Source organism: Streptomyces sp. NPDC050448 (genome assembly GCF_040655295.1).
GTDB lineage: Bacteria > Actinomycetota > Actinomycetes > Streptomycetales > Streptomycetaceae > Streptomyces.
The window spans coordinates 300,013-323,649 of sequence record NZ_JBFAJR010000004.1; the positions used below are offsets into that span (position 1 = coordinate 300,013).

At 72.0% G+C, this 23,637-nt stretch carries 20 protein-coding genes and 1 pseudogene; 9 read left to right on the forward strand and 12 right to left on the reverse strand.

The window, feature by feature from the left end; all coding sequences use genetic code 11:
* Positions 1–393: 393 nt before the first annotated feature.
* A pseudogene (locus AB0I68_RS08105) lies at positions 394–1,197 on the forward strand (class I SAM-dependent methyltransferase); the annotation flags it as partial.
* A 130-nt stretch (positions 1,198–1,327) separates the two neighbouring features.
* Positions 1,328–1,927 carry an isopentenyl-diphosphate Delta-isomerase gene (idi, locus tag AB0I68_RS08110; protein WP_363176370.1) on the forward strand — a complete coding sequence of 200 codons (600 nt, stop codon included), beginning with the start codon at positions 1,328–1,330 and terminating at the stop codon, positions 1,925–1,927.
* Between the two features lie 13 nt (positions 1,928–1,940).
* Here idi and AB0I68_RS08115 read toward each other — a convergent pair whose 3' ends face one another.
* The gene (locus AB0I68_RS08115; protein ID WP_363176371.1) at positions 1,941–2,480 is read right to left on the reverse strand and encodes an ATP-binding protein; all 540 of its coding nucleotides are present in this window, start codon (positions 2,478–2,480) and stop codon (positions 1,941–1,943) included.
* Positions 2,481–3,009: 529 nt separating this feature from the next.
* Between AB0I68_RS08115 and AB0I68_RS08120 the strand changes: the two genes are divergently transcribed.
* On the forward strand, positions 3,010–3,792 hold the full coding sequence (locus AB0I68_RS08120) for an enoyl-CoA hydratase/isomerase family protein (RefSeq protein WP_363176372.1): 783 nt from the start codon (positions 3,010–3,012) through the stop codon (positions 3,790–3,792).
* Here AB0I68_RS08120 and AB0I68_RS08125 read toward each other — a convergent pair.
* Positions 3,758–4,405: a DJ-1/PfpI family protein gene (locus AB0I68_RS08125; protein ID WP_363176373.1), complete on the reverse strand. Its 648-nt coding sequence runs from the start codon at positions 4,403–4,405 to the stop codon at positions 3,758–3,760. The two genes, AB0I68_RS08120 and AB0I68_RS08125, sit on opposite strands and share 35 nt — an antisense overlap.
* A 145-nt stretch (positions 4,406–4,550) precedes the next feature.
* A complete protein-coding gene (locus AB0I68_RS08130) occupies positions 4,551–5,522 on the reverse strand; it encodes a GlxA family transcriptional regulator (protein WP_363176374.1) in 972 nt (323 codons plus the stop codon).
* A 92-nt stretch (positions 5,523–5,614) separates the two neighbouring features.
* Between AB0I68_RS08130 and abc-f the strand changes: the two genes are divergently transcribed.
* Positions 5,615–7,279: a ribosomal protection-like ABC-F family protein gene (abc-f, locus tag AB0I68_RS08135; RefSeq protein WP_363176375.1), complete on the forward strand. Its 1,665-nt coding sequence runs from the start codon at positions 5,615–5,617 to the stop codon at positions 7,277–7,279.
* Here abc-f and AB0I68_RS08140 read toward each other — a convergent pair whose 3' ends face one another.
* The 5 genes from AB0I68_RS08140 to AB0I68_RS08160 all read right to left on the reverse strand — a co-directional run bounded on the left by AB0I68_RS08140 (position 7,280) and on the right by AB0I68_RS08160 (position 13,674).
* Positions 7,280–8,050, reverse strand: coding sequence for an SDR family oxidoreductase (locus tag AB0I68_RS08140; protein ID WP_363176376.1), 771 nt, complete (start codon positions 8,048–8,050; stop codon positions 7,280–7,282).
* Positions 8,051–8,089: 39 nt separating this feature from the next.
* Entirely contained in the window at positions 8,090–9,289 is a 1,200-nt protein-coding gene (locus tag AB0I68_RS08145) for an MAB_1171c family putative transporter (protein ID WP_363176377.1), read from the reverse strand.
* On the reverse strand, positions 9,276–9,779 hold the full coding sequence (locus AB0I68_RS08150; RefSeq protein ID WP_363176378.1) for a hypothetical protein: 504 nt from the start codon (positions 9,777–9,779) through the stop codon (positions 9,276–9,278). The genes AB0I68_RS08145 and AB0I68_RS08150 overlap by 14 nt, the downstream gene beginning before the upstream one ends.
* Positions 9,780–10,268: 489 nt before the next feature.
* Entirely contained in the window at positions 10,269–12,707 is a 2,439-nt protein-coding gene (locus tag AB0I68_RS08155) for a Tex family protein (protein ID WP_363176379.1), read from the reverse strand.
* Positions 12,708–12,810: 103 nt separating this feature from the next.
* Entirely contained in the window at positions 12,811–13,674 is an 864-nt protein-coding gene (locus AB0I68_RS08160; RefSeq protein ID WP_363176380.1) for a hypothetical protein, read from the reverse strand.
* A 342-nt stretch (positions 13,675–14,016) separates the two neighbouring features.
* Here AB0I68_RS08160 and AB0I68_RS08165 point away from each other — a divergent pair, with 342 nt between their 5' ends.
* A complete protein-coding gene (locus AB0I68_RS08165; RefSeq protein WP_363176381.1) occupies positions 14,017–15,537 on the forward strand; it encodes a M1 family metallopeptidase in 1,521 nt (506 codons plus the stop codon).
* Between the two features lie 78 nt (positions 15,538–15,615).
* Here AB0I68_RS08165 and AB0I68_RS08170 read toward each other — a convergent pair whose 3' ends face one another.
* Entirely contained in the window at positions 15,616–16,509 is an 894-nt protein-coding gene (locus AB0I68_RS08170; protein ID WP_363176382.1) for an oxygenase MpaB family protein, read from the reverse strand.
* Positions 16,510–16,637: 128 nt separating this feature from the next.
* Between AB0I68_RS08170 and sph the strand changes: the two genes are divergently transcribed.
* The gene (sph, locus tag AB0I68_RS08175; protein ID WP_363176383.1) at positions 16,638–17,627 is read left to right on the forward strand and encodes a sphingomyelin phosphodiesterase; all 990 of its coding nucleotides are present in this window, start codon (positions 16,638–16,640) and stop codon (positions 17,625–17,627) included.
* Positions 17,628–17,819: 192 nt separating this feature from the next.
* On the opposite strand, the gene AB0I68_RS08180 is transcribed toward sph, so the two are convergent.
* Positions 17,820–18,398, reverse strand: coding sequence for an HD domain-containing protein (locus tag AB0I68_RS08180; protein ID WP_363176384.1), 579 nt, complete (start codon positions 18,396–18,398; stop codon positions 17,820–17,822).
* 12 nt (positions 18,399–18,410) lie between these two features.
* Entirely contained in the window at positions 18,411–19,520 is a 1,110-nt protein-coding gene (locus AB0I68_RS08185; RefSeq protein WP_363176385.1) for a helix-turn-helix domain-containing protein, read from the reverse strand.
* A 118-nt stretch (positions 19,521–19,638) separates the two neighbouring features.
* Between AB0I68_RS08185 and AB0I68_RS08190 the strand changes: the two genes are divergently transcribed.
* Together AB0I68_RS08190 and AB0I68_RS08195 are read left to right on the forward strand one after the other, a co-directional pair.
* Positions 19,639–19,968: a DUF6415 family natural product biosynthesis protein gene (locus AB0I68_RS08190; protein ID WP_363176386.1), complete on the forward strand. Its 330-nt coding sequence runs from the start codon at positions 19,639–19,641 to the stop codon at positions 19,966–19,968.
* Between the two features lie 157 nt (positions 19,969–20,125).
* Entirely contained in the window at positions 20,126–20,602 is a 477-nt protein-coding gene (locus tag AB0I68_RS08195) for a hypothetical protein (protein ID WP_363176387.1), read from the forward strand.
* 343 nt (positions 20,603–20,945) lie between these two features.
* On the opposite strand, the gene AB0I68_RS08200 is transcribed toward AB0I68_RS08195, so the two are convergent.
* Positions 20,946–22,787 (reverse strand): AMP-dependent synthetase/ligase, encoded by a 1,842-nt coding sequence (locus tag AB0I68_RS08200; protein WP_363176388.1) that lies wholly within the window; start codon positions 22,785–22,787, stop codon positions 20,946–20,948.
* 85 nt (positions 22,788–22,872) lie between these two features.
* Between AB0I68_RS08200 and AB0I68_RS08205 the strand changes: the two genes are divergently transcribed.
* The gene (locus AB0I68_RS08205; protein ID WP_363176389.1) at positions 22,873–23,601 is read left to right on the forward strand and encodes a MerR family transcriptional regulator; all 729 of its coding nucleotides are present in this window, start codon (positions 22,873–22,875) and stop codon (positions 23,599–23,601) included.
* The last annotated feature ends 36 nt before the right edge of the window (positions 23,602–23,637 follow it).

Consider the following 23,637-nt stretch of genomic DNA (forward strand, 5'->3'; position numbering starts at 1 on the left):
TCGGATGAATGGAAGCGGGGGTTCATCACCCGTTTGCTCCCCGATAAGCCGAATATTCCAGGGCTTCGAGCCTGGCGCGATCATCATTGACGATCACGCCCAGATACCACAAACCGCCTGGATGTTAGGGTGAAACGCCGTACCGAACCGTCGGAACACATGAGCGAGAAGGAGGTGGGTAGATGACCGTCGCAGTGGTCGCTGCCGAGCGCGGCGCACTCCGGTTCATCCCCACCTTCCTCCGGGCGTCCGGCCAGGCCTGACCACACCGATCGTCCTCGTCGGCCGGAGCCCCCGTTCCAAGGGTTCACGTTGACCGACATCACTGGTGACACTCCTAACACCGACCACACCGGCACCGGCCACTCCCCCGACTTCACCCGCGCCGAGTTCATCGACGCCTTCTACACGCTGCACCGCGGCCTGCCCCGGCAGTCCCCCGGCTCCGACGCGACCACCCGGCACCTGCTGTCCCTGTGCGGACCGCTGCCCGAGCGGCCGCGCGCCCTCGACCTGGGCTGCGGCCCCGGCCGCAGCGCGCTGCTCCTCGCCGGGGAAGCGGGCGCGGCCGGCGCCGAGGTGACCGCCGTCGACCTGTACGAGGGCTTCCTCGACGAGCTCCGCGCCGCCGCCGAGGCCCGCGGGCTCGCCGACCGCATCCACCCCGTCAAGGCGGACATGGGCGCACTCCCCCACGAGGACGGCTCCTTCGACCTCGTATGGGCGGAGGGCTCCGCCTACACCATCGGTTTCGACACCGCGCTCGCCAAGTGGAAGCGGCTGCTCGCGCCCGGGGGCACGCTCGTGCTCACCGAGTGCGAATGGACGGTCGCCGAGCCGTCCGCCGGGGCCCGCGCCTTCTGGGACCCCGAGTACCCGCTGCGTTCCACCGCCCGCAACCTCGCGGCCGCCCAGGCCGCCGGGTACCGGGTGCTGGGCGTACACCACCAGCCTGACTCCGACTGGGCCGAGTACTACGGCCCGCTCGGCGAGCGCGTCGCCGGAGCCGGTCCCGCCGGTCCGGCGGCCGCTGCGGCGCTGGCCTCCGTACGCGAGGAGCTCGACGTACGGGCGCGGCACGGACACGAGTACGGGTACACGGGCTACGTCCTGCGGCCGGTGACCGCAGGGGACGGCGGGGCCCGGCCGGTCCGGAACGAGACCGCGGCCGGCACGGCCGCCGTACGGGCCGTCAACTGACAGCGCGTGTGATCTGCCCCTCGCCGCCTACCACGCGGCGGGGGCGGACATGCGCGGATCACCGAAGTGGGGACAAGCCTCTTTTGTACGGCAGACTGAAGGTCGAAGTCCGAAGCGAAGGATGGGTATGCCGACCACACCAGCCACCGCCGCGAACAGCGCGTCCCCCGGCACCGGCACTCAGGAACCGATCATGCTCGAACTGGTCGATGAGTCCGGCAACACCATCGGCACGGCCGAGAAGCTCTCCGCCCATCAGGCGCCCGGTCTGCTGCACCGGGCCTTCTCCGTGTTCCTCTTCGACGAGCAGGGCCGCCTGCTGCTCCAGCAGCGGGCCCTCGGGAAGTACCACTCGCCCGGCGTCTGGTCGAACACCTGTTGCGGTCACCCCTACCCCGGGGAGTCGCCGTTCGCGGCGGCGGCCCGGCGGACCCACGAGGAGCTGGGCCTGTCGCCCTCGCTGCTCGCGGAGGCGGGGACCGTGCGCTACAACCACCCCGACCCCGCTTCGGGTCTGGTGGAGCAGGAGTACAACCACCTGTTCGTGGGACTTGCGCAGGCGCATCTGCGGCCGGATCCGGAAGAGGTCGGCGACACCGCGTTCGTCACCGCCGAGGAACTGGCCAAGCGGCACGCCGAGGCGCCCTTCTCGGCCTGGTTCATGACGGTGCTGGACGCGGCCCGGCCCGCGATCCGGGAACTGACCGGTGATGCCGCGGGCTGGTAGCCCGTACGGCGTTTCAGACTGCGGGAGTCGGTGCGGCCGGCGCGGTGAGCGGCAGGGCCGCCCAGATGACCTTGCCGCCCGTCGAGGTGTGCTCGACGTCGCAGACCCCGCCGGACTCGAGCGTGATCTCGCGCACCAGGAGCAGGCCCCGGCCGCCGGTCTGGCCGAAATCCGCCTCCAGCGCCTTGGGGCGGTACGGGTGGTTGTCCTCGACGGCCACCCGTACCCATTCCCGGCCGATGGCGACCTCGACCGCGACCTGCGGCGAGAGCAGGGCCGCGTGCCGGACCGAGTTCGTCACCAGTTCGGAGACGATCAGCAGCAGGGAGTACACGAGGTCCCGGTGGGCCGGGACGCCCTGGCGGCCGAGCAGGTCACGGACGGCGCGGCGGGCCTGCGGAACGGATTCTTCTACAGCGGGCACGGTGAACCGCCACACGCCTTCGTATGCGAGGGGGTCGGCCGGGGCCTCCGGCTCACCCTCTTCGGCTGGCGGGACACTCCCGCTGACGTCCATCTCCCGGCCCCCGTCTTCACGCTCGATCGTCTCCACGCGTCAAGAGTGGGGAACGGGCTGGTCCAGGCCGGACCCCTGACCAGAAGTCAGCGTCAATCGGACACTTTCTGACCGCTGGCGTATGACAGCGTCAGTTGTGCGACTGTTCCTGATCTTCTGCGGGACCCTTATCGGCCACGACGCCCGCCCCGTCGGCGGCGGTCGCGTCCGCCGAGAGCTCGTCTTCCCTGACCAAGCCCCGAATGCGCCGGGAACCCCGGGCCCATGACCATCGGGCTCAGCCCGTCGAACAACAGGGCGAGGGAGAAGAACGTTCCGATCACGCAGAGACCGTTGCCCGGCCGGCCGGAGAGGATCAGGAAGCCCAGCAGGATCCCGAAGGCGCCCCGGACCCGGTTCGGCCAGAGGTGCGCCCCGCGCACCACCAGGCCGCCGGCCAGCCGGAACAGCCCGCCGACGAGGAAGAGCGGGGCGGCGGACGATCGCGGCGACGACGACCTTTCAGCACCCTCCGGACGGACTCCCCTTGATCATGGGATCGACCGCCCGGGATAGCATCCGGCACATGGACGCAGCCAATGACGCAACCCGGGACGCAGCCCTCCTGCACACCGTCGCCGACGGCGTCGCCACGGTCGTCATCTCGCATCCCGCCAAGCGCAACGCCATGACCGCGGCGATGTGGCGGGCGCTCCCGGACCTGCTGGACGGGCTCGCGACCGACCCGGCCGTACGGGTGCTCGTCCTGACCGGGGCCGGCCCGACCTTCTGCGCGGGGGCCGACATCTCCTCACTGACCGGGGCCGAGGCCCCGCAGGCGCTGGCCGTGGCGGCGGAGGAAGCCCTGGCCGCCTTCCCCAAGCCGACGCTCGCGGCGATCCGCGGATTCTGCGTGGGTGGCGGCAGCCAGCTGGCTGCCGCCTGTGATCTGCGCTTCGCGGAGGAGGGGGCCTCGTTCGGGGTGACCCCGGCGAAGCTGGGCATCGTCTACCCCGCGTCGTCGACCCGCCGGCTGGCCGCGCTGGTCGGCCCGGCGGTGGCCAAGTACTTCCTCTTCTCGGCGGAGCTGATCGACGCGGAGCACGCGTTGCGCGCGGGCTTCCTGAACGAGCTGCTGCCGGCCGGGCAACTGGACAAGCGGGTCGCGGACTTCGCCCGCATCCTGACCACCCGCTCGCAGCTGACGCAGGCGGCGGCCAAGGAGTTCGCCGACGGGCGGACGGACCGGGACGGGTACTGGGCGGAGCAGGCGGCCGGAAGCGGCGACACCGCGGAGGGCGTCGCCGCGTTCCTGGAACGCCGTACCCCGTCGTTCAGCTGGACCGCCGGGAGCCGAGCGCGGGGTTGAGCCCGCGCAGCCGCGCCACGATCCCGGCCGGGGCCTTGTCCGGCGATCCGGCGTCGTACGGCGGCTGGGGGTCGTACTCGGTGATCAGCTGGACGGTCTGGGCGTACTCGTCGCCGGCGATGCGGCCGAGGAGGCCGAGGCCCATGTCGATACCGGAGGACACCCCGGCGGCGGTGACGTACTTCCCGTCGTACACGACGCGCTCGCCGGTGGGTTCGGCGCCGAAGGCGGGCAGCCGGTCCAGGTAGAGCCAATGGCCGGCGGCCCGCCGCCCCTTGAGCAGCCCGGCGGCGGCCAGGAGGAGCGAGCCGGTGCAGACGGACGTGGTCCAGGTGGTGGTCGCGTCGACGGCACGCAGCCAGTCGACGACGGCGGGATTCTCCATCTCCACCTCGGGGTGGGGCCCGCCGGGCACGATGACGATGTCGGGCCGGGTCACCTCGTCGAGCCCCTTGTCGGCGACGAGCGCGAGGGCCCCGTTGTCGGTCCGCACCGGACCGGGACGCTCCGAGACGAACACGACCTCGGCGTCGGGAAGGCGGCCGAGGGTGTCGAAGGGGCCGACGGCGTCGAGGGCGGTGAAACGGTCGTAGAGCAGGACGGCGATCTGCATGTCTCCTCCGGAGTGGTGATCTGGGTGGGTGGGCACCGCCCCCGAACGGGAACGGGAACGGCCGATCTGCGCCGCCCCCTGCGGGGGCAGTGGTTCCGGTGCCGTAGCCGGCGTCGCGCGCCCGCCGGGGATCACGGGGCAGCCCTCAGGTGTCGCCGGGGCCGAAGCGGCGGCGGTATTCGGCCGGGGGGTGGCCCAGGTTCTTCACGAAGGCTCGCCGGAGGGCTTCCGGCGTGCCGTAGCCGCAGGCCCGGGAGATCTGGGCCACGCCGTCCCCCGTGTCCTCCAGCAGCCGCCGCGCGTGTTCCACCCGCACCCGCTCCACGTAGCGGCCCGGCGTCACCCCCGTCTCCGCCTGGAAGGCACGGGCGAAGTGCCGGGGCGACAGCCTGGCCCGCGCCGCCAGGGATTCCACGCTCAGGTCCGAGCCCGGATGCTCCGTGATCCACTGCTGCACCTCCCGCAAGGGATCCCGCTGCGCGGTCTGCGCCGCCAGCTGGGCGCTGAACTGCGCCTGGTTCCCCGGCCTGCGCAGGAACACCACCAGGTGCCGCGCGATGCCCAGCGCGAGCTCCCGGCCATGATCCTCCTCCACCAGCGCCAGCGCGAGGTCGATCCCCGCCGTGACCCCGGCCGAGGTGGCCACCCGGCCGTCCCGTACGTAGATCGGATCCGGTTCGACCTTCACCTTCGGGTAGTCCCGGGCCATCTGCTCGCACACGTACCAGTGCGTCGTGGCCCGCCGCCCGTCCAGCAGCCCGGCTTCGGCCAGCAGCAGCCCGCCCGTGCACACGGACACCAGCCGCTCCGCGCCACCCCCGTGCGCGCGCAGCCACCCGGTGAGCCGCGGCTCGAAGTCCCCCCTGTACTGGCCTCCCGGCACCAGCACCGTGGTCCCCGGTCCCGGTCTCGCGCTCTCCAGGTCCCCGTCCGGCACCAGCGTGAGCCCGCTGCTCGTCCGTACGGGCGCCCCGCCCGGGGAGACCGTTCGGATCGCGTACCCGGCCTCCGCCCGCCCCGGGAAGCGGGCGACCCCGGCGAACACCTCCACGGGCCCGGTCACATCCAGGCTCTGCACGCCGTCGTAGAGCACGACGAGCACGTTTCGCAACGACATGACCCCATGGTGTGACGCCCCGCCGATGACCGCAATGACGTCCGTCCCACCTTTACGGCCACGACCCGGTGCGCGGATAGGATCGGCGCACCATGACTGCAACCCTCGTCGCCAAGAACCTCACCGCTGCGCACGGTGAGCGCACGCTCTTCGCCGATCTCGACCTCGTCGTCGCGCCCGGCGACGTCATCGGCCTCGTCGGCGTCAACGGCGCCGGGAAGTCCACCCTGCTGCGCCTGCTCGCCGGCCTGGACACGCCCGAGACCGGTGAGCTGCGGCTCTCCCCGCCCACCGCCGCCGTCGGCCACCTGCCCCAGGAGCCGCGCGGCGCCCATGGGGGCACCTCCCAGACGGAGTCCGGGGGAGAGTCCGTACGGGAGTTCCTGGCCCGGCGCACGGGCGTGGCCGCCGCCCAGACGGCGCTGGACGTGGCGACCCAGGGCCTGGTCGACGGGACCCCGGGCGCGGACGACGCCTACGCGACGACGCTGGACCAGTGGCTGAACCTCGGCGGCGCCGACCTCGACGAGCGGGCCCAGGAGGTCGCCGACGAGCTCGGGCTCGCCGTCAGCCTGGACCTGCCGATGAGCGCGCTGTCCGGCGGCCAGGCGGCCCGCGCGGGCCTCGCCTCGCTGCTGCTCTCCCGCTACGACGTCTTCCTGCTCGACGAGCCGACCAACGACCTGGACCTGGAGGGTCTGGAGCGCCTCGAGCAGTTCGTGAAGGGGCTGCGCGCGGGCACGGTCGTGATCAGCCACGACCGCGAGTTCCTGACCCGGACCGTCACCAAGGTCCTCGAGCTGGACCTGGCCCAGCAGCAGATCAACCTCTACGGCGGCGGCTACGACGCCTATCTGGAGGAGCGCGAGCGGGCCCGTACGCACGCCCGCGAGGAGTACGACGAGTACGCCGACAAGCGCTCGGCGCTCGAAGGCCGGGCCCAGATGCAGCGCAACTGGATGGACAAGGGCGTGCGCAACGCCCGCCGCAAGGCCACCGACAACGACAAGATCGGCAAGAAGCTGCGCGGCGAGTCCAGCGAGAAGCAGGCCGCCAAGGCCCGCCAGACGCAGCGCGCCATCGAGCGGCTCGAAGTCGTCGACGAGCCCCGCAAGGAGTGGGAGCTGCGTATGGAGATCGCGGCGGCGCCGCGCTCCGGCTCGGTCGTCGCCACCCTGCGCGAGGCGTCCGTCCGGCGCGGGGACTTCACCTTCGGCCCGGCCAGCCTGCAGATCGACTGGGCGGACCGGGTGGCGATCACCGGCGCCAACGGGGCGGGCAAGTCCACCCTGCTCGCCGTCCTGCTCGGCCGGCTGGCGCCCGACTCCGGTGCGGCCACGCTCGGTTCGGGTGTGCTGATCGGCGAGGTGGACCAGGCGCGCGGCCTCTTCCTCGGGGACGAGCCGCTGCTGGAGGCCTTCTGCGCGGCGGTCCCGGACACCGAGCCCGCCGAAGTGCGGACCCTGCTGGCCAAGTTCGGCCTGAAGGCCGCGCACGTGCTGCGCCCGGCGGCCACGCTCTCCCCCGGCGAGCGCACCCGGGCGGCCCTGGCGCTGCTCCAGGGCCGCGGGGTGAACCTGCTGGTGCTGGACGAGCCCACGAACCACCTGGACCTTCCGGCGATCGAGCAGCTGGAGTCGGCCCTGGAGGCGTACGAGGGCACCCTGCTGCTGGTCACGCACGACCGCCGGATGCTCGACGCGGTGCACGTGACCCGCCGCCTGGAGGTCGCGGACGGCAAGGTCACCGAGCTCTAGCTACTGCGCGGGCGCGCGGCGCTTGCGGGGGAGCCGCCGGGCCACGAAGCCCCGCGGCAGGTGCCGTGCGGCGAGCGCGTACGCCTGGTAGCGCCGGCCGGTGATGCTCACCGGCCGGCGCAGGGCCAGGTCCCGCAGGGCCTTGGCCACCACGGCCTCGGGCTCCAGCCACACCGCCTCGCGCAGTGCGCTGACGTCCATCCCGGCCCGCGCCTGGAACTCGGTGCGGGTGAACCCCGGGACCACCGCCAGCACCCGGACCCCGTACGGCGCCATGTCCACCCGCAGGGACTCGCTGAACGCGGTGACCCAGGCCTTGGCGGCCCCGTACGTCCCGGTCGGCAGCAGTCCGGCCACCGAGGAGACGTTCACCACCGCGCCCCGGCGGCGCTCGCGCAGCCCCGGCAGCACGGCGTGGGTGAGCCGCAGCGGGACCTTCACCAGCAGGTCGAGCATCCGCTCCTCGTCCTCGACCGGGCTGTACGGGAACGGCGCGGGCAGCCCGAAGCCCGCGTTGTTGACCAGGATGTCCACGGGCCGGTGCCGGTCGGCGAGCCGCTCGGCGACCACCGTGCAGTCCGCGGCGTCCAGCAGATCGGCGGGCAGCACCTCGCAGGCCGTGCCGAACTCCCGGCCGAGCTCCCGGGCCACGGCTTCGAGGCGGTCCTTGTCGCGGGCGACCAGGACGAGGCCGCAGCCCTTGGCCGCGAAGCCGCGGGCGAAGGCGGCGCCGAGTCCGGCACTGGCCCCGGTGATCAGAACGGTGGTCAAGAGAAGGTCACTTCCTACACGTTGTTCACGGTTCGGGTGCTACTGGGCGTTCGGGCGTGCCGGGGTGAAGTCCGTGGTCGCCGGGGATCCGTAGGCCTGCGCCACGTCGACCAGGAACCGGGCCTCGTCGTCCAGGTCGCCGCCCTCGGCGGAGGTCTGCATGGCGGCCGGCAGCTCCCATGCCGCGTCCTCCCCCGGCTGTCCGGGCCGTCCGGCGAGCTTCGCCTGCCGCGCCTCCTTCAGTACGCAGGCCAGCGCGGCCGCGGTGCGCCGCTGCTCGGGGATCCCCTGCCCGGCGACATGGTTGCGGGCGAGCTCCGGGACGCCCGGGGCGACGTACTCGCCGAGGATCAGGATCGCGTCGCGGGTCTCGATCACCTTGCGGTACACCAGCAGGTTGCGCGGGACGGGCGGCCACAGCAGTTCCACGACGCGACCGGCCCGCGGCTTGGTGAGGGCGACGTGCGGCACGGCCTGGACGAGGTCGTGCCAGAGCGGCCACAGCCGCCAGGCGGTGGCGATGTCGGCGGTCGTGCGGCGCAGGACGAACAGGGTCGGCACGAGGATCGCGGCGGCGCGCAGCAGCCCGTGCAGGTTCATCATCAGCGGCAGGGCGGGCATCGCCCACGTGCTGCCGAACAGGGCCTTGAGGAGGTACACGAACCAGAACAGGCCGGCGAGCGCGGTGCCGAGGCCGAACAGCCGCAGCCCGGTGGCGAGGCCCCTGCTCTCGCTGCGGCGGCTGTAGCGCCAGCAGAGGGAGACGCAGGTGGTGTTGGCGAGGAGGTGGGCGGAGATCAGGAACAGCCAGTACGCGAGGGAGGGCACCGGATCGCCGTGCGGCGGGATGGTGTGCGTGCCGTGCGCGGGGGCGGCGGTGTCCAGCACCACGAGGGTGGTCAGCCAGGCCACCGTGCCCATCCAGGCGGCGAGTTGGAGGACCCGGCCGCGGGTGGCGGCGGCGACGAAGTAGAGCACGGTGCCCGCGGAGAGCACGCCGATGAGGTTGCGGACGAGGCCGACGGTGTGCGCGTAGTGCGGGTCGCGCATCGCGTACGTGACGACGTCCGGCAGGTTCAGGGTCATCGCCGCGGCGGCGGTGGCGACGGCGAGCCACAGTCCGCGCTGCTGCGGGGAGCGCAGGGCGGCCGGGGCGCGCAACAGGATCGCGGTCCAGAGGCAGGCCACGCTGGGTACGGCGAGCCAGTCACCGATGGCGGTGAGGTCAGCGGCGCCCATGGTTCCCCCGCCTGTAGCCCATGGCGGATTCCAGCCAGGCGAGGGTGCCGCGGGGTGCGGCGGCCGACTGCGGGCAGGGGCCCGCCGTGCGGATGCGGATCATGCTGGCGAGCATCTCCGCCTCCCGCTCCTGGCTGGTGGTGTAGTTGGTGCGCCCGAGGACGACCGGGGCCTGCCCGTCGGTGTCCTCGGCCTCCAGGGAGTGGTGGCCGAACAGGATGTGCCCGAGCTCGTGGAGCACGATGTGCTCGCGGTGGAGCGGGGTGGTCTGGGCCTCGTAGAAGACGTAGTCGATGCTGGCGGTGCCCACCCACAGCCCGCACACCCCGGATTCCGCCGCCTCCTTGGGGAGCGGGTGCAGGCGGATGGGGCGCCCGCGCTGCTCGGCTATCCGGTTGCACAGCCCTTCGAGGGAGAACGGATGGGTCAGATCCAGATGGCCGAGAATCTTCTCGCACCTTTTACGGAGGCTGGGTTGCGAGTGGGGCATGTGATCCCTCTTCGGACCCTTTCGCGGGCAGCGTCGGTAGGCGTGCGTGGGCATGGGCATGGCGTCCTGCGCCTTCAAGGCGGCCTCTGGAAGTGGGGTCCTGAGGGGGGAAACGGATGCCCGTTCATCAGTCGGCGAACGGGCGTTCCACCATGCCTACAGATCTTGTACGGGAGTTCGCAAGACATGTCCCCAGGTGGGGTGCCTATTCGGCCATCCCGGAACACGGCCCGTCGCAGGCCGGTGGCTGCAATCGCACCCTCGCGGTTCCGGGGCGCTACGGCCGCTGCCGCGCGCCCGTGACCCGGCAACGGTGACGCCGAGGTTCGATGCGGCAGGACCGCGTCAGCGGCATTTCCCGTGCGGTGAATCGGAGTTGACCATCCGCGGGAAGTCGGCCCCACCGGACGCGGGCGGCCCGGCGCCGGGCCCCGCCGGGCCCCACCGGCTCCCCCGGCCACCGCCGGAGGAGCCGCGGGCCGCGCTGCCCTAGCGCTTGCGGCGCTCCTCGGGGCCGCCGGTGAGGCCGGCCCGGCGCAGGGCGTCCGCCATCGCGCTGTTGGCCGGGGCCGGGGAGCCGCTGCCGCCCTGGCCGCCCTGACGCTGGCTGCCCTGACGCTGGCCTCCGCCCTGGCCGCCCTGGGCGCCTCCGCGCTGCTGCGGGGGACGGCCGCCGCCGCGCCGGTCCTGGCGGTCCGTGCGGTCCTGGCGGTCCTCACGCTGGCGGGGTGCGCCCGCCGAGCGGTCGGCCTCGTCCTCCAGCCGCAGGGTCAGCGAGATGCGCTTGCGCGGAATGTCCACGTCCATGACCTTCACGCGGACGATGTCGCCCGGCTTGACCACGTCCCGCGGGTCCTTCACGAAGTTCTTCGACAGCGCCGAGACGTGGGCCAGCCCGTCCTGGTGGACGCCGATGTCGATGAACGCGCCGAAGGCGGCCACATTGGTGACCACGCCCTCCAGGATCATCCCGGGCGCCAGGTCGCCGATCTTCTCGACGCCCTCCTTGAAGGTGGCCGTCTTGAAGGCCGGCCGCGGGTCGCGTCCCGGCTTCTCCAGCTCGCGCAGGATGTCCGTCACGGTCGGCAGGCCGAAGGCCTCGGTGACGAACTGCTCCGGGCGCAGCGAGCGCAGCACGCCGGTGTTGCCGATCAGGGCCGCCACCTCGCTGCCGGCGGTCTTGGCCATGCCCCGGACCACCGGGTACGACTCGGGGTGCACGCTGGAGAAGTCCAGCGGGTCGTCCCCGCCGCGGATCCGCAGGAAGCCCGCGCACTGCTCGTACGCCTTCGGGCCGAGGCGGGCCACGTCCTTGAGCGCCTTGCGGCTGCGGAAGGGGCCGTTGGCGTCGCGGTGGGCCACGATGTTCTCGGCGAGTCCGCCGCTGATGCCCGACACCCGCGAGAGCAGGGGCGCGGAGGCGGTGTTGACGTCCACGCCGACGCCGTTCACGCAGTCCTCGACGACCGCGTCGAGCGAGCGCGAGAGCTTCACCTCGGAGAGGTCGTGCTGGTACTGGCCGACGCCAATCGACTTCGGGTCGATCTTGACGAGCTCGGCGAGCGGGTCCTGGAGGCGGCGGGCGATGGAGACGGCGCCGCGCAGCGACACGTCCATGTCCGGGAGTTCCTGCGAGGCGAAGGCGGAGGCCGAGTACACGGAGGCGCCCGCCTCGGACACCATCACCTTGGTGAGCTTCAGCTCGGGGTGGCGGGTGATCAGGTCGCCGGCGAGCTTGTCGGTCTCGCGCGAGGCGGTCCCGTTGCCGATGGCGATCAGCTCGACCGCGTGCTCCTTGGCGAGGCGGGCCAGCTTGGCGAGGGACTCGTCCCACTTGTTGGCGGGGACGTGCGGGTAGATCACGTCCGTGGCCACGACCTTGCCGGTGGCGTCCACGACGGCGACCTTCACGCCGGTGCGGAAGCCCGGGTCGAGGCCGAGCGTGGCCCGGGTGCCGGCCGGGGCCGCGAGCAGCAGATCGCGCAGGTTGGCGGCGAAGACCCGGACGGCCTCGTCCTCGGCGGCGGCGCGCAGCCTCATCCGCAGGTCGATGCCGAGGTGCACCTGGATCTTCGTACGCCAGGCCCAGCGGACCGTGTCGGCCAGCCACTTGTCGCCGGGGCGGCCGCGATCGCCGATCCCGAAGCGGCGGGCGACCATGCCCTCGTACGTGGACGGGCCGGGGGCCGCCGTGTCCTCGGGGACCTCGGGCTCCAGGGTGAGGTCGAGGACGTCCTCCTTCTCGCCGCGCAGCATGGCGAGGACGCGGTGCGAGGGCAGCGCGGTGAAGGGCTCGGCGAAGTCGAAGTAGTCGGCGAACTTGGCGCCCGCCTCCTCCTTGCCGTCGCGGACCTTCGCGGCGAGCCGGCCGCGGCCCCACATGCGCTCGCGCAGCTCGCCGATCAGGTCGGCGTCCTCGCCGAACCGCTCGGTGAGGATGGCGCGGGCGCCCTCCAGGGCGGCGGCCGGGTCCGCGACGCCCTTGTCGGCGTCCACGAACGCGGCCGCGGCGGCGGCCGGTTCCACCGACGGGTCGGCCAGCAGGCCGTCGGCGAGCGGCTCCAGGCCGGCCTCGCGGGCGATCTGCGCCTTGGTGCGCCGCTTGGGCTTGAACGGGAGGTAGATGTCCTCCAGCCGGGCCTTGGTGTCGGCCTCGTTGATCCGGGCCTCCAGCTCGGCGTCGAGCTTTCCCTGCTCCCGTACGGAGTCCAGGATCGATGCGCGCCGGTCCTCGAGTTCGCGTAGATACCGCAGCCGCTCCTCGAGGGTGCGCAGCTGGGCGTCGTCGAGCATCTCGGTCGCTTCCTTGCGGTAGCGCGCGATGAACGGCACGGTGGAGCCGCCGTCGAGCAGCTCGACGGCGGCCTTGACCTGCCGCTCCCGTACGCCGAGCTCCTCGGCGATCCTGCCTTCGATGGACATCGTCACGATCGGGTCCCGCCTGCCTTCGTTTGCACTGGAAGGCTGCCAATTGTGGCAGGTGGCGGTGGCAGGGGCCGGGAGCCCCGCGCTCGGGCCTCCGCCCGCTGCCTCAGGCCTTGCCGAAGGCGTCGGCGGGGAAGGCGCCGGCGGCGAGGGCCTTCATGACGAATCCGCCGCCGAGTTCGGCGAGCCGGGCCAGGCCTTCCGCGCCGAGGTGCTCGTACGGGGCCGCGTCGAGGCGGTCGGTGTCGGCCTCGAGGCGCTCGCGTACGGCCTTGCCCTCCTCGGTGAGCTCGCCGTCGGCGGCGAGGATCCCGCGCTCGCGCAGCCGGGCGGCGGCGGCGTCGAGGTCGGACTGCTCCCAGCCGCGGATGGCTTTGATCCACTTCGGGGTCATGCCGCGGCCGGTGGCGGTGTGGCTGACCAGGGCCTCCAGCGGGTCCAGGCCGGCGAGCAGCAGGGCGGCGAGGTGGCCGTCGCCGCGGTGCTCGCGCAGCAGGGTGGTGGCGTGCCAGAGGCGCAGGTGCGGCTCCTCGGGCACGGGGAGGTCGGCATGGGCCGCGTAGAGGGTCCGGGCGTGCCGGGTGCAGCCCTCGGTGGCGCGCAGGGCGAGGTCGGCGGCTTCGGCGAGCTCGGGGGACTCGATGGTCTCCGCGCCCAGCAGCCGGCGCAGGGTGCTGTCGGCGGCGCGCAGCCGGGCGTCGAGGGCCTGCCCGGGGGTGATCGTTTCCCAGACGGCGGGCAGGTGCCGGGCGATGAAGTCGTGGCGGTAGTTGTAGAAGGTGGCGGTGACCGTCCCGGCTCCGACGGCGCCCATGGCGGCGGACCGAGAGGCGAGGTTCACGGCGGGCCGTTCGGTGACACCGAGGGCGGCGAACTCCTTGCCCAGGTCGGGCGAGAAGTAGATGGTCGCGTGCAGCGGGTTGATCGCAGCATGCCAACAGTTACGGGCGGCGCGCACAGGAATCGTCATGCCGACCAGATTACCGACCGCTCAGTATGCCGGGTAGCCCCGGCCGCTCGCGGGACCCGTATAAGGAAATGTGAGACCGGCCACGACTGCTCACTTTCCGGTCTTTCTTCCGCGGTCCGCCGGCCCGCGAGCGGGCGGTCCGGGTACCGGAATGCGGCTCTTCGGGACGGTGCGCACCCGGCTGCGCCGCAGCCCGGGCCGGTGCGGCCGCCGGCCCGTGACGGCCGAATGGCGATCGTGTGACAGCAGGGGCCATGGACATGACGTGGGAGGCCGGGCCTGAATACGGTCGGACGACAAGGCCTTGAACACAACTGACTCCTCTACCACTTGGAGCTCTTCGTGCACCGCAAAGTCATCGCCCCGAGCGTGCTCGCCGCTTCCCTCCTGCTGGTGATCCCGGCGTCGGCGGCGAGTTCGGTCCAAGGGGCCCCGGGCATCGGCGATCCCTACTACCCGGCCAGCGGCAACAGCGGATACGACGTGTCCCACTACGACCTGCGCCTGCAGTACCAGCCGAACACGGACCTGCTGGAGGGCACCGCCACCCTGCTGACCACCGCCAAGCAGGACCTCTCCCGCTTCAACCTGGACTTCGGCCTGAAGGTCAGCGAGATCCGGGTCAACGGCGCCAAGGCGAAGTTCGCCACGTCCGGGAACCACGAGCTGGAGGTGACCCCCGCACAGCCGCTGCAGAAGGACAAGCCGGCGACCGTCGTCGTCAAGTACGCCGGAAAGCCGTCGGAGTTCAAGATCGACGGCTGGTCGGCCTGGCAGCGCACCCCGGACGGCGGTGTCGCGGCGCAGGAGCCGGACTCGGCCGTCTGGTGGTTCCCGAGCAACGACCACCCTCTCGACAAGGCCACCTTCGACATCTCGGTCAACGTCCCGGACGGCACGCAGGCGATCAGCAACGGCGTGCTCCAGTCGCAGAGTTCCCGGCTCGGCTGGACCCGGTACAACTGGCGCTCGAACAAACCGCAGGCCACGTACCTCGCCACCCTCGCCATCGGCAAGTTCGACGTCACCACCGACAAGACGGCGAGCGGGCTGCCCATCCTCAACGCGTACAGCAAGGACCTCGGCGACAACGCGGGCGCGGCGCGGGCGAGCGTGGAGCGGACCGGCGAGGTCGCCGAGTGGCTGGAGGGGGTCTTCGGGCCGTACCCCTTCAACGCCCTCGGTGGTTACGTGCCGAACGTGCCGTCGAGCTTCGCGCTGGAGACCCAGACCCGGCCGTTCTACAGCCCGAAACAGTTCTCCAACGGCGCCAACGTCTCGGTGGTCGTGCACGAGCTGGCCCACCAGTGGTACGGCGACAGCGTGTCCGTCGACGGCTGGAAGGACATCTGGCTCAACGAGGGCTTCGCCCGCTACAGCCAGTGGCTGTGGTCGGAGAAGGAGGGCGAGGGCACGGCACAGGAGCTCGCCGACTGGGCGTACCGGCTGCGTCCGGCCGAGGACCCGTTCTGGCAGGTCAAGCCGGGTGACCCGGGCCCGGACAACCAGTTCCACGGGGCCGTCTACGACCGCGGCGCGATCGCCCTGCAAGCACTGCGCAACGAGATCGGCGACGAGAAGTTCTTCCAGATCCTCAAGGGCTGGCCGACCGAGCGGGCCTACGGCAACGCGAAGGTCGGGGACTTCGTCCGCTACGCGGAGAAGGTGTCGAACAAGCCGCTGGCCCAGTTGTTCGAGACCTGGCTGTACACCCCGGGCAAGCCGGCGTTCGCCCCGCCGGCCGCCCCGGCTCCGGGCGCCGCGTCCCCGACCACCCGGTCCCTCAAGGCCCCCGCCGCGCAGCCGGTGGAGCCGAAGTCCTGGAAGAAGATCGCGGCGACGGACTCGATCCACGAGCGCTGAGCCCGGCGACGGGCCCGGTGACGGACCTGGCACCGGACCCGCTTCGGCCGCGTACGAGGTCCCGCGCGCCGGCGCCCCTCAGGGGGTGCCGGCGCGCCACCGGGCCCGCGCCGCCCGCGCGATGGGCAGGTACCGCAGCCGCTCCGGCAGCAGCGGTACGAGGAGTCGTACGGCCGCGCTGAACCGCCGGAGCCTGCGCTCCTGGGCCGGGCTCCACTCCAGCCCGATGGCGGCGCGGGCGTCGGGCGGCATGTACCCGACGGTGACGAAGGCCCGGAAGTGCAGGAACGCCGCCCGGAGCACCGGCCAGGTGAGCCGCAGCAGCAGCCGTACGGGCAGGGAGCCGCCCTCGGGCCGGGGCAGCGGCACGTCCGTGGCGACCAGCTCGCGGGCCACCGCGGTGGGTTCGATCTCCTCGGCCAGCATCCGGCGGTAGTACGGCCAGTACTCCTCGATGGTCTGCGGCATGTCCCGGTCGCGGATGCCGAGGATCCGGCCCACCTGGAGCCACTCCCGGTACAGCTGCCGTTCCTGGGCAGGGGTGAAGCGGCGCAGCAGGTAGCGCCCGGCGTACAGGTAGATCGGGAAACCGGTGGCGTGCACCCAGGAGTAGCAGGCGGGGTCGAGGGAGTGGTAGCTCCGCCCCCGGGTGTCGATGCCCTGGATCTCCTTGTGCAGGCGGCGCACCCGGCGGCCCTCCTCGGCGGCCTCCTCCCCGCCGTACACCCACAGCTGGACGGAGCGCAACGAGCGCTCGCCGCGCCCCCAGGGGTCCGTGCGGAAGACCGAGTGCTCGTCGACGCCGGCCCCGATCGCGGGGTGGGCGACCTGCAGGGTGAAGGCCGCGGGCAGCATCAGCAGGGCCCGGATGTCGCCGGAGATGGTCCAGAGCACCCCGCCGGGCGCCGGCGGCCCGGGATCGGGGCGGCGCGCGGCCGTCGGTCCGCGGGCGGGGAGCTCTGCTTCTCTCATGGTTCCAGTATGCGAGTGCCAGACGTCCTCTCCCGGACAGAAAGTCTTGTCACGGGTGTTACCCAGAGGTAACCGCGGCTGCTTGGATGACGGAGTCGATCTCCCCCCGCAGGAATGATGGAGACCTCATGCTGCACACCAAGCTCGATCTGGGCCGCGCCACCGCCACGGCCGTTGCGGCGGTCGCCGTCGGCGCGCTGGCCGTCACCAGCGCGCCGGCCGCCTCGGCCGCGGAGAGCGCCGCGGCCCCGCGGCTCAGCGTCCTGACGTACAACACGTTCCTGATGAGCAAGAACCTCTACCCCAACTGGGGTCAGGACCACCGGGCTTCGGAGATCCCCAAGGCGTCCTTCTTCCAGGGCCACGACGTGGTGGTGCTCCAGGAGGCCTTCGACAACGGCGCGTCGGACTCCCTGAAGTCCAACGCCTCGGCGCAGTACCCGTACCAGACCCCGGTCGTGGGCCGCAGCACGAGCGGCTGGGACGCCACGGGCGGCGCGTACTCCTCCACCACCCCGGAGGACGGCGGCGTCACGGTCCTGAGCAAGTGGCCGATCATCCGCAAGGAGCAGGTCGTCTACAAGGACGCCTGCGGCGCCGACTGGTGGTCCAACAAGGGCTTCGCCTACGTCGTGCTGAACGTGGGCGGCACGAAGGTCCACGTGGTCGGCACCCACGCGCAGTCCACCGACCCGGGCTGCGGCGCGGGCGAGGCGGCGGACATGCGCGCCCGCCAGTTCAAGGCGATAGACGCCTTCCTGGACGGCAAGAACATCCCGGCGGACGAGCAGGTCATCGTCGCGGGCGACATGAACGTCGACTCGCGCTCGCCCGAGTTCGCGTCGATGCTCGCCAACGCCGACCTGGCGGACGCCGACTCGCGCACGGGTCACCCGTACTCCTTCGACACCGCGCTGAACTCCATCGCGAACTACCGCTACCCGACCGACCCGCGCGAGGACCTGGACTACGTCCTCTACCGCAAGGGCAACGCCCGCCCGGCCGGCTGGGAGAACAACGTGGTCAAGGAGCAGTCGGCGCCCTGGACGGTCTCCAGCTGGGGCACCTCCTACACGTACACCAACCTCTCCGACCACTACCCGCTGATCGGCCGCTAGGAGTCCGCTGCCCCGCCTCCCCGTGCGCCCCGCCCCACGACGGGCACCCGGGCCCCGGCGACCCGTAGGCCGGCTGAGTGGCACCGGATGACGCTCCACTGATCAGGGGCTGAGGAGGCCGCCCAGCCTGACCTCAGCACAACGCCCCCTCTCGGCCCGAAGGCCGAGAGGGGGCGTTTCGTGCGTCCGGACTCAGGCCCGCTCCCCGAGAGCAGCGCGCAGCCAGTCCAGCGGCCCCTGCCCCAGCAGTTCGTCAGCCAGACGCTGCCCTGTCTCTGTCGTGAGCCGGGCCCGAGAGTTGTCGATCCACCTCTGCGCACTCGCGTACCCCTGTGCCTTGTACTCGATGCCCTGGAGCATGCACTCCAGCTTGTCGGCATCGCGAGCACAGACAGCCTCCGGCGAGTCCTTGCCCTCGTACTCGGCCACGAGATCTTGAATCGCTGACGCGAGCAGTTCGGGCATGCCTGCTGTCTGGTCGGCCGTCACCGCGACGGCATCAGCGCTGGCGGCGTACTTCTTGCCGAGGTGGTTCACGTCCCCGGTGCGGGTCTCCTGGGTGTCGTGCCAGACCGCGAGAAAGGCAGCCCGGGCCGGGTCAGCGCCTTCGAGCTTGGCGATGACCGACGCGATGAGGGCGGTACGCCACGAGTGCTCGGCGACGCTTTCAGGGTCGCTGATGCCGGCCATCCACCAGCCCGTGCGGCGCGTGTGCTTCAGCGTGCCCGCTTCGTAGAGGAAGCGGGCCACCGCGGACAGGTCGTCAGCCACTGTGTCTCTCCTTCACGCCTCGGCGAGGCGAATCGCGTACCGGATGCCTTCCAGCTCTCGACGGGCGCGCGTCGAGGACTGGGTGCCATCCAACAGCACGGGCAGCCGGTCCCGCAGTGCATGCCCGGCGGTGGAGGTCGCACGCAGGAGCGTGGGGCGGGCGGCGAGCAAGGCCCAGAGGGTATGGATGTTCAGGTCGAAGAACCCTTGATGGGGTGTGAGGCCGGCGACAAGGTGCTGGATCAGCTTGTGGCCGTGCCAGGCGCTGTTGCAGGGGGTGGCGATGAAGTCGTCTGAGAGCTGGAGGTGTGCGCTCTCGCCGATCCAGTACGCCCAGTAGTTCAGGTTGGCAGCCTCGCCGGCAGAGTCGTCCAGCCTGGTGGAAATGAAGTGCCGCATGCGGTCCCGGTCCCCTTGGCGGGCGGCGACTGTGGCGACGGACCGGGCGTTGAGCCACTGGGTGAGCCAGTCCCCTGGCCGCTCCGCGCGTTGCTGCTGTGCGAGCCATTCGGAGGTGTCTGCGGCGTCGTCGTAGCCGGCCAGGTAGAGGGCTTGGCGGCGGAGCAGGAACTGGTCGGTGCGGGACTCCTCGGCGGTCCGGCGCATGCGCCGGAAGAAGGTTCGCCGGTCATCTGCGGACAGCTCGGGTCGGATAGGCGCCGGGCCACGGCGGGGCTTGGGCGGGGTCGGGAGGGCGCGCATCGGCGCAGGGGTTACCCCGTTCAGCGGCCAGGCCAGCACCTCGACGAGGTCGCGTTGCATGACCCACGACCCCAGGGGGCTGTCTCCCGCAGGTTCGTCGTCTGTAAGCGCGCTCGCAAGGAGTACGTCCGCTTCCAGTGCCTTTTCGAGGGCGTGGAGCAGGGCCGGGCTCACACCCATACGCATAAGTCGGTGGCGGTGCACGAGCATGTGGCCGACGGCCAGGGAGGTCAGGGGCCGCCGGCCTGATTCCCATCCGGCCACGGTGTCGGACGAGACGTGGAAGGCCTCGGCCAACGATTCCTGGGTGTGGTCCAGCTGCTCTCGGATCACGCGGAAGACGTAGCCGGACACTATGCCGCGGCTGCGATGCGCGGTGCCCTGACTGATGGTCAGGGTGCGGGGGCCGCTACTGGTCATGTCGCCCCTTCATCGTGGCGAGCTGCGCAACTCACCCGTACTCCGGGTCACTTCGACGGGCGCAGGTCGAATCCTACGCTCGTCTCACCACCCGCTGACGATGGTAGGGAGCAGCGCCATGGAGCAGCAGGCTCACGTACAGCTGGCCGCTTTGACGGCCCGGGCGCTCGCCCCATACGCCTCGCGCCCAGAGCCGGCGGATGTCGCCGCTCTGGTCGATGACCTGATCACGTGCGGTCAGGCCCTGCACGACGAGGTCGCACGGATCCCGGCCACCGAGCGGACCCCGAGCGCGGCTGACGGGCTCACCGAGTGGGAGTACTGCTCGGCCGTCGGCCCGCGTGGATCCGGGCCGCATGCCGACTGGAACCACGCCCGAGGCCTCGCCCGCGTGGCCCGGAAGATGGCGCGGGCGCTGGAGTTGCACCGCGGGATGAGCGTCCCGTGACGGAGCTCGGCCGTCAGATCGCCTATGTGCGGATCGTGCTCGGCATCCTCGCCGTGATCGTCGTCGGCACCCACTGAACCCCCGCCCCGGCGCCCGCTTCGTTCCCCCCACGGGCGCCCGGGGCGGGTCCACCGCCCCGACCGAAAGGAAATACGACATGGCAACTCCGACCCTGGACTCCACGGCCCGACACCTCCTGACCGACGAAGGGTTCACTCGCGTGATGCACCTCGTAGTGCGCGACAACGAGGGCATCGACGAGCCGCTCGCCACCAGGATCGTCGACGAGGCCCTCAAGTTCACGGCTGCGGCCGGCCAGTCCGCGGGGCGGCACCTGCGCCCGTCCAAGCTGGTCGACATGGGGTGGCATGCGCTGATCCTCCACACCGCCGTGTACCGCGAGCTGTGTGCGGCGGTCGGCCGATTCGTCGACCACCGGCCGGAGGGCCCGGAGACGCTGAAGCGTGACGCCACGACGCTCGATCTCACGATGGACGCGATCCGGGAGGCCGGGTACGAGCCGGACGCGTACCTGTGGGGTCCCCTCGCGGACACCGAGATCCAGGCCGGGGACTGCATGCACTCCGAGTGCACGGAGGGTGGTTCGGCTTGCGCTGCCCCGCCCCCGCAGTAGTCCACTCCAGTACAGTCAGTACGGTCCGCCACCAAGGAGTTACTGTGAGCGAAAATCCTGGAAGCCGTACGTGGGTTGACCCTCGCTTCAGTGAGGTGGCGGCGGCCTGGGGCGTGACGCGGACCGTGCGACGGGCCAGCAGCCGGCCCCGCAGGATCTGCCCTCACGGGGCAGGGGTGACGCTCGTGGTCAACCTGGAGACTGGCGCCCCTCGAAACGTCGAGTGCTCGCAGTGCTGAGTCCCCGCTGAACGGGTAGCCCCGGCCGGAGACGCATTCCGGGCGGGGCGGAGGGCTCCCGCGGGTGCCCGTCGTGTGACGGGCACCCGCGCGTGCCCTCCGGGCTAGACGGTGTCCGGTTGCAGGCCGGGGTCCTCGTAGAGTGCGTCGATCAGCGCGCCGTACTTCTCCCGGACCACCCGGCGGCGCAGCTTCAGCGACGGGGTGAGCTCCCCGGACTCCGGTCCCCACTCCTCGGTCAGCAGCCGGTACCGCTTGATCTGCTCGGTCCGGTTGAGCCGGGCGTTGGCCGCCCCGACCGCCCGGGCGATCTCCTCCCCGACGGCCGGGTGCCCCGCGAGCTCGGCGAGCGAGCCGGCCTCGATGCCGCGGGCCGCCGCCCACACCGGGGCCAGCTCCTGGTCCAGCACCAGCAGGGCGACGAGGTAGGAGCGGCCGTCGCCGTGCACCAGGGCCTGGCCGATCAGGGGATGCTCCTTGACGGTGTTCTCCACCAGGGCGGGCGAGACGTTCTTGCCGGTCGAGGTGATGATGAGTTCCTTCTTGCGGTCGGTCAGCCAGAGGAATCCGTCCTCGTCGAGCCGGCCGATGTCCCCCGTCGGGAACCAGCCCTCGGCGTCGTGCGCGCTCTCCACCGACCCGTCGGGGCGCAGGTAGCCGCCGAAGACGGTCGCGCCCCGCGTGAGGATCTCCCCGTCCTCGGCGAGCCGGAGCTCCAGCCCCTCGATCGCTCGCCCCACCGAGCCGAGCCGGAAGCCGTCCGGGCTGTTGACGGTGCACACGCCCGAGGTCTCGGTGAGCCCCCAGGCGTCCATGATGGTGATCCCCCAGCCCGCCCAGAACCGCACCACGTCGATCGGCATCGGCGCGGTGGCGCTGGCCGTCCACAGCAGCCGGTCCAGCCCGGCCAGGCCCAGCAGCGGATCCAGCACCTGCTCCTTGGCCCGGGCGTACGAGGCTTCGAGCGCGGCCGGGACCTGCTCGCCGCGCTCCCGGTGGCCGGCCCGGGCGCGGGCGAGGTCGTTCGCGGCCTCGATGGCCTCCCGCTGCGCGGCCGGGAGCTGCGCGAGCACGGCCCGTACGGACGCGGCGAGCTTCTCCCACACCCGGGGCACGCCGAAGAACTGCACCGGGTGCAGCTCGCGGACGGCGGGCGCCACGGCCGCCGGGTCGGCGACCAGCCGGACGTGCGCGGCCCGCAGCAGCGGCAGGTAGATGCCGAGGATCCGCTCGGCGATGTGCGCGAACGGCAGGTAGCAGATGTGCTCGGCGTGCTCGGGCAGGTCCGTGCGCCGGTCGAGGCGGACGGACTGGAGCACGATGTTGCGGTGGGTCAGCCGGACGCCCTTGGGGTCGCCGGTGGTGCCGGAGGTGTAGACGACGGTCAGCGGGTCCTCGGGGCGGGTCTCCTGCCAGGCCTTCTCGAAGGCGTCGGGGCGGTGCGTGCGGGCGCCGCTCGCGTGCAGGGATCCGTACGTACGGTGCGTACCCGCATCGGCGGCCTCGGCCACGACCAGCCGCTCCAGGGGCACCTGCTCGTCGGCGAGCAGCGGTTCCCACCGGGCCAGTTCGCGGGCGCCCTCGACGAGGGCGACCCGGGCCCGGCTGTGGCGGGCGATGTGGGCGATCTGCTCGGGCGCGGAGGTCCCGTACACGGTGACGGGGACGGCGCCGAGGTGGACGAGGGCGAGATCGCTGAGCCAGTGCTCGGGGCGGTTGCCCATCATGATCAGGACGTGTTCGCCGCGCTCGATGCCGAGGGCGGCGTATCCGGAGGCGAGGACGGCGACCTTGCGGCGGACCTCGGCCCAGCCGAGGGTCGTCCAGCCGTCCCCCTCGCGCCACGAGAGGGCGGGGAGATCGCCGTACTCGGCGGCGTTGCGCGCCAGCAGGGCGGGGAGGGTGAGCTCTTCGGGTTGTCCGGGCAGTCGCAGTTTCGTGGTCATGGGCAGCTCCTGGCCGTTTCACATCGTTGGTGCGACAGCAATACTGTTGAACCCAAGCTGTGGAGCAGAGAGCGAGGCGCGGACGATGGCCGACCAGGCACCAGAGCCGATGCTCACCGTCGACGAGCTGGCGGCCAGGGCTGGCGTCACCGTGCGCACCGTACGGTTCTACAGCACGCGCGGGCTTTTGCCCCCTCCCGTGATCGGACCCCGTCGGGTGGGCCACTACGGGCCGGAGCACCTGTCGCGGCTCGCGCTGATCGAGGAGTTGCAGCACCAGGGCATGACGCTGTCGGCCATCGAGCGCTACCTGGACGCCCTGCCCGACGATCTGAGCGCGCACGATCTGGCGATCCACCGTGCGCTGGTGTCCAGTTGGGCGCCGGACTCGGCGCGGGAGGTCTCCCGGGCGGAGCTGGAGAAGCGGGCGGGGCGCACCCTGTCGGACGCGGACGTGCGACGGCTGACGGCGATGAACGTGCTGGCCCCCGCCGGGGAGGGCTTCCGGGTGGACGTGGGCCTGCTGCGGCTGGGAGTCGCGCTCCTCGACGTGCCGATCGCGCAGGAGACGATCCTCGCCGCGCGCAAGGTGCTGACGGAGCACACCAGATCGGCGGCTCACGAGCTGACGGCGCTGTTCCGGGACGAGGTGTGGGGGCCGTTCACGGAGGGCGAGAGCGATCCGGAGCGGGTGGAATCGATGAAGGCGCTGTCCGCGCACATGCAGCCGATGGTCGTGCAGGCGCTGGTCACCGCCTTCCAGCGGTCCCTCAGGGAGGAACTGCGGGCGGCGTTCGCCTCGGAGTCCGGCTGAGCCGGCCGGGCCGGATGCCGCGCAGGAGCGCGGCAT

Excerpts from the sequence above, each read along its gene's own strand:
- sph (WP_363176383.1), top strand. The coding sequence starts at position 16,638 with ATGCTGCACACCAAGCTCGATCTGGGCCGCGCCACCGCCACGGCCGTT.
- AB0I68_RS08195 (WP_363176387.1), top strand. The coding sequence starts at position 20,126 with ATGGCAACTCCGACCCTGGACTCCACGGCCCGACACCTCCTGACCGAC.
- abc-f (WP_363176375.1), top strand. The coding sequence starts at position 5,615 with ATGACTGCAACCCTCGTCGCCAAGAACCTCACCGCTGCGCACGGTGAG.
- idi (WP_363176370.1), top strand. The coding sequence starts at position 1,328 with ATGCCGACCACACCAGCCACCGCCGCGAACAGCGCGTCCCCCGGCACC.
- AB0I68_RS08160 (WP_363176380.1), bottom strand. The coding sequence starts at position 13,674 with ATGACGATTCCTGTGCGCGCCGCCCGTAACTGTTGGCATGCTGCGATC.
- AB0I68_RS08145 (WP_363176377.1), bottom strand. The coding sequence starts at position 9,289 with ATGGGCGCCGCTGACCTCACCGCCATCGGTGACTGGCTCGCCGTACCC.
- AB0I68_RS08125 (WP_363176373.1), bottom strand. The coding sequence starts at position 4,405 with ATGCAGATCGCCGTCCTGCTCTACGACCGTTTCACCGCCCTCGACGCC.
- AB0I68_RS08185 (WP_363176385.1), bottom strand. The coding sequence starts at position 19,520 with ATGACCAGTAGCGGCCCCCGCACCCTGACCATCAGTCAGGGCACCGCG.
- AB0I68_RS08190 (WP_363176386.1), top strand. The coding sequence starts at position 19,639 with ATGGAGCAGCAGGCTCACGTACAGCTGGCCGCTTTGACGGCCCGGGCG.
- AB0I68_RS08150 (WP_363176378.1), bottom strand. The coding sequence starts at position 9,779 with ATGCCCCACTCGCAACCCAGCCTCCGTAAAAGGTGCGAGAAGATTCTC.
- AB0I68_RS08130 (WP_363176374.1), bottom strand. The coding sequence starts at position 5,522 with ATGTCGTTGCGAAACGTGCTCGTCGTGCTCTACGACGGCGTGCAGAGC.
- AB0I68_RS08120 (WP_363176372.1), top strand. The coding sequence starts at position 3,010 with ATGGACGCAGCCAATGACGCAACCCGGGACGCAGCCCTCCTGCACACC.
- AB0I68_RS08200 (WP_363176388.1), bottom strand. The coding sequence starts at position 22,787 with ATGACCACGAAACTGCGACTGCCCGGACAACCCGAAGAGCTCACCCTC.
- AB0I68_RS08205 (WP_363176389.1), top strand. The coding sequence starts at position 22,873 with ATGGCCGACCAGGCACCAGAGCCGATGCTCACCGTCGACGAGCTGGCG.
- AB0I68_RS08170 (WP_363176382.1), bottom strand. The coding sequence starts at position 16,509 with ATGAGAGAAGCAGAGCTCCCCGCCCGCGGACCGACGGCCGCGCGCCGC.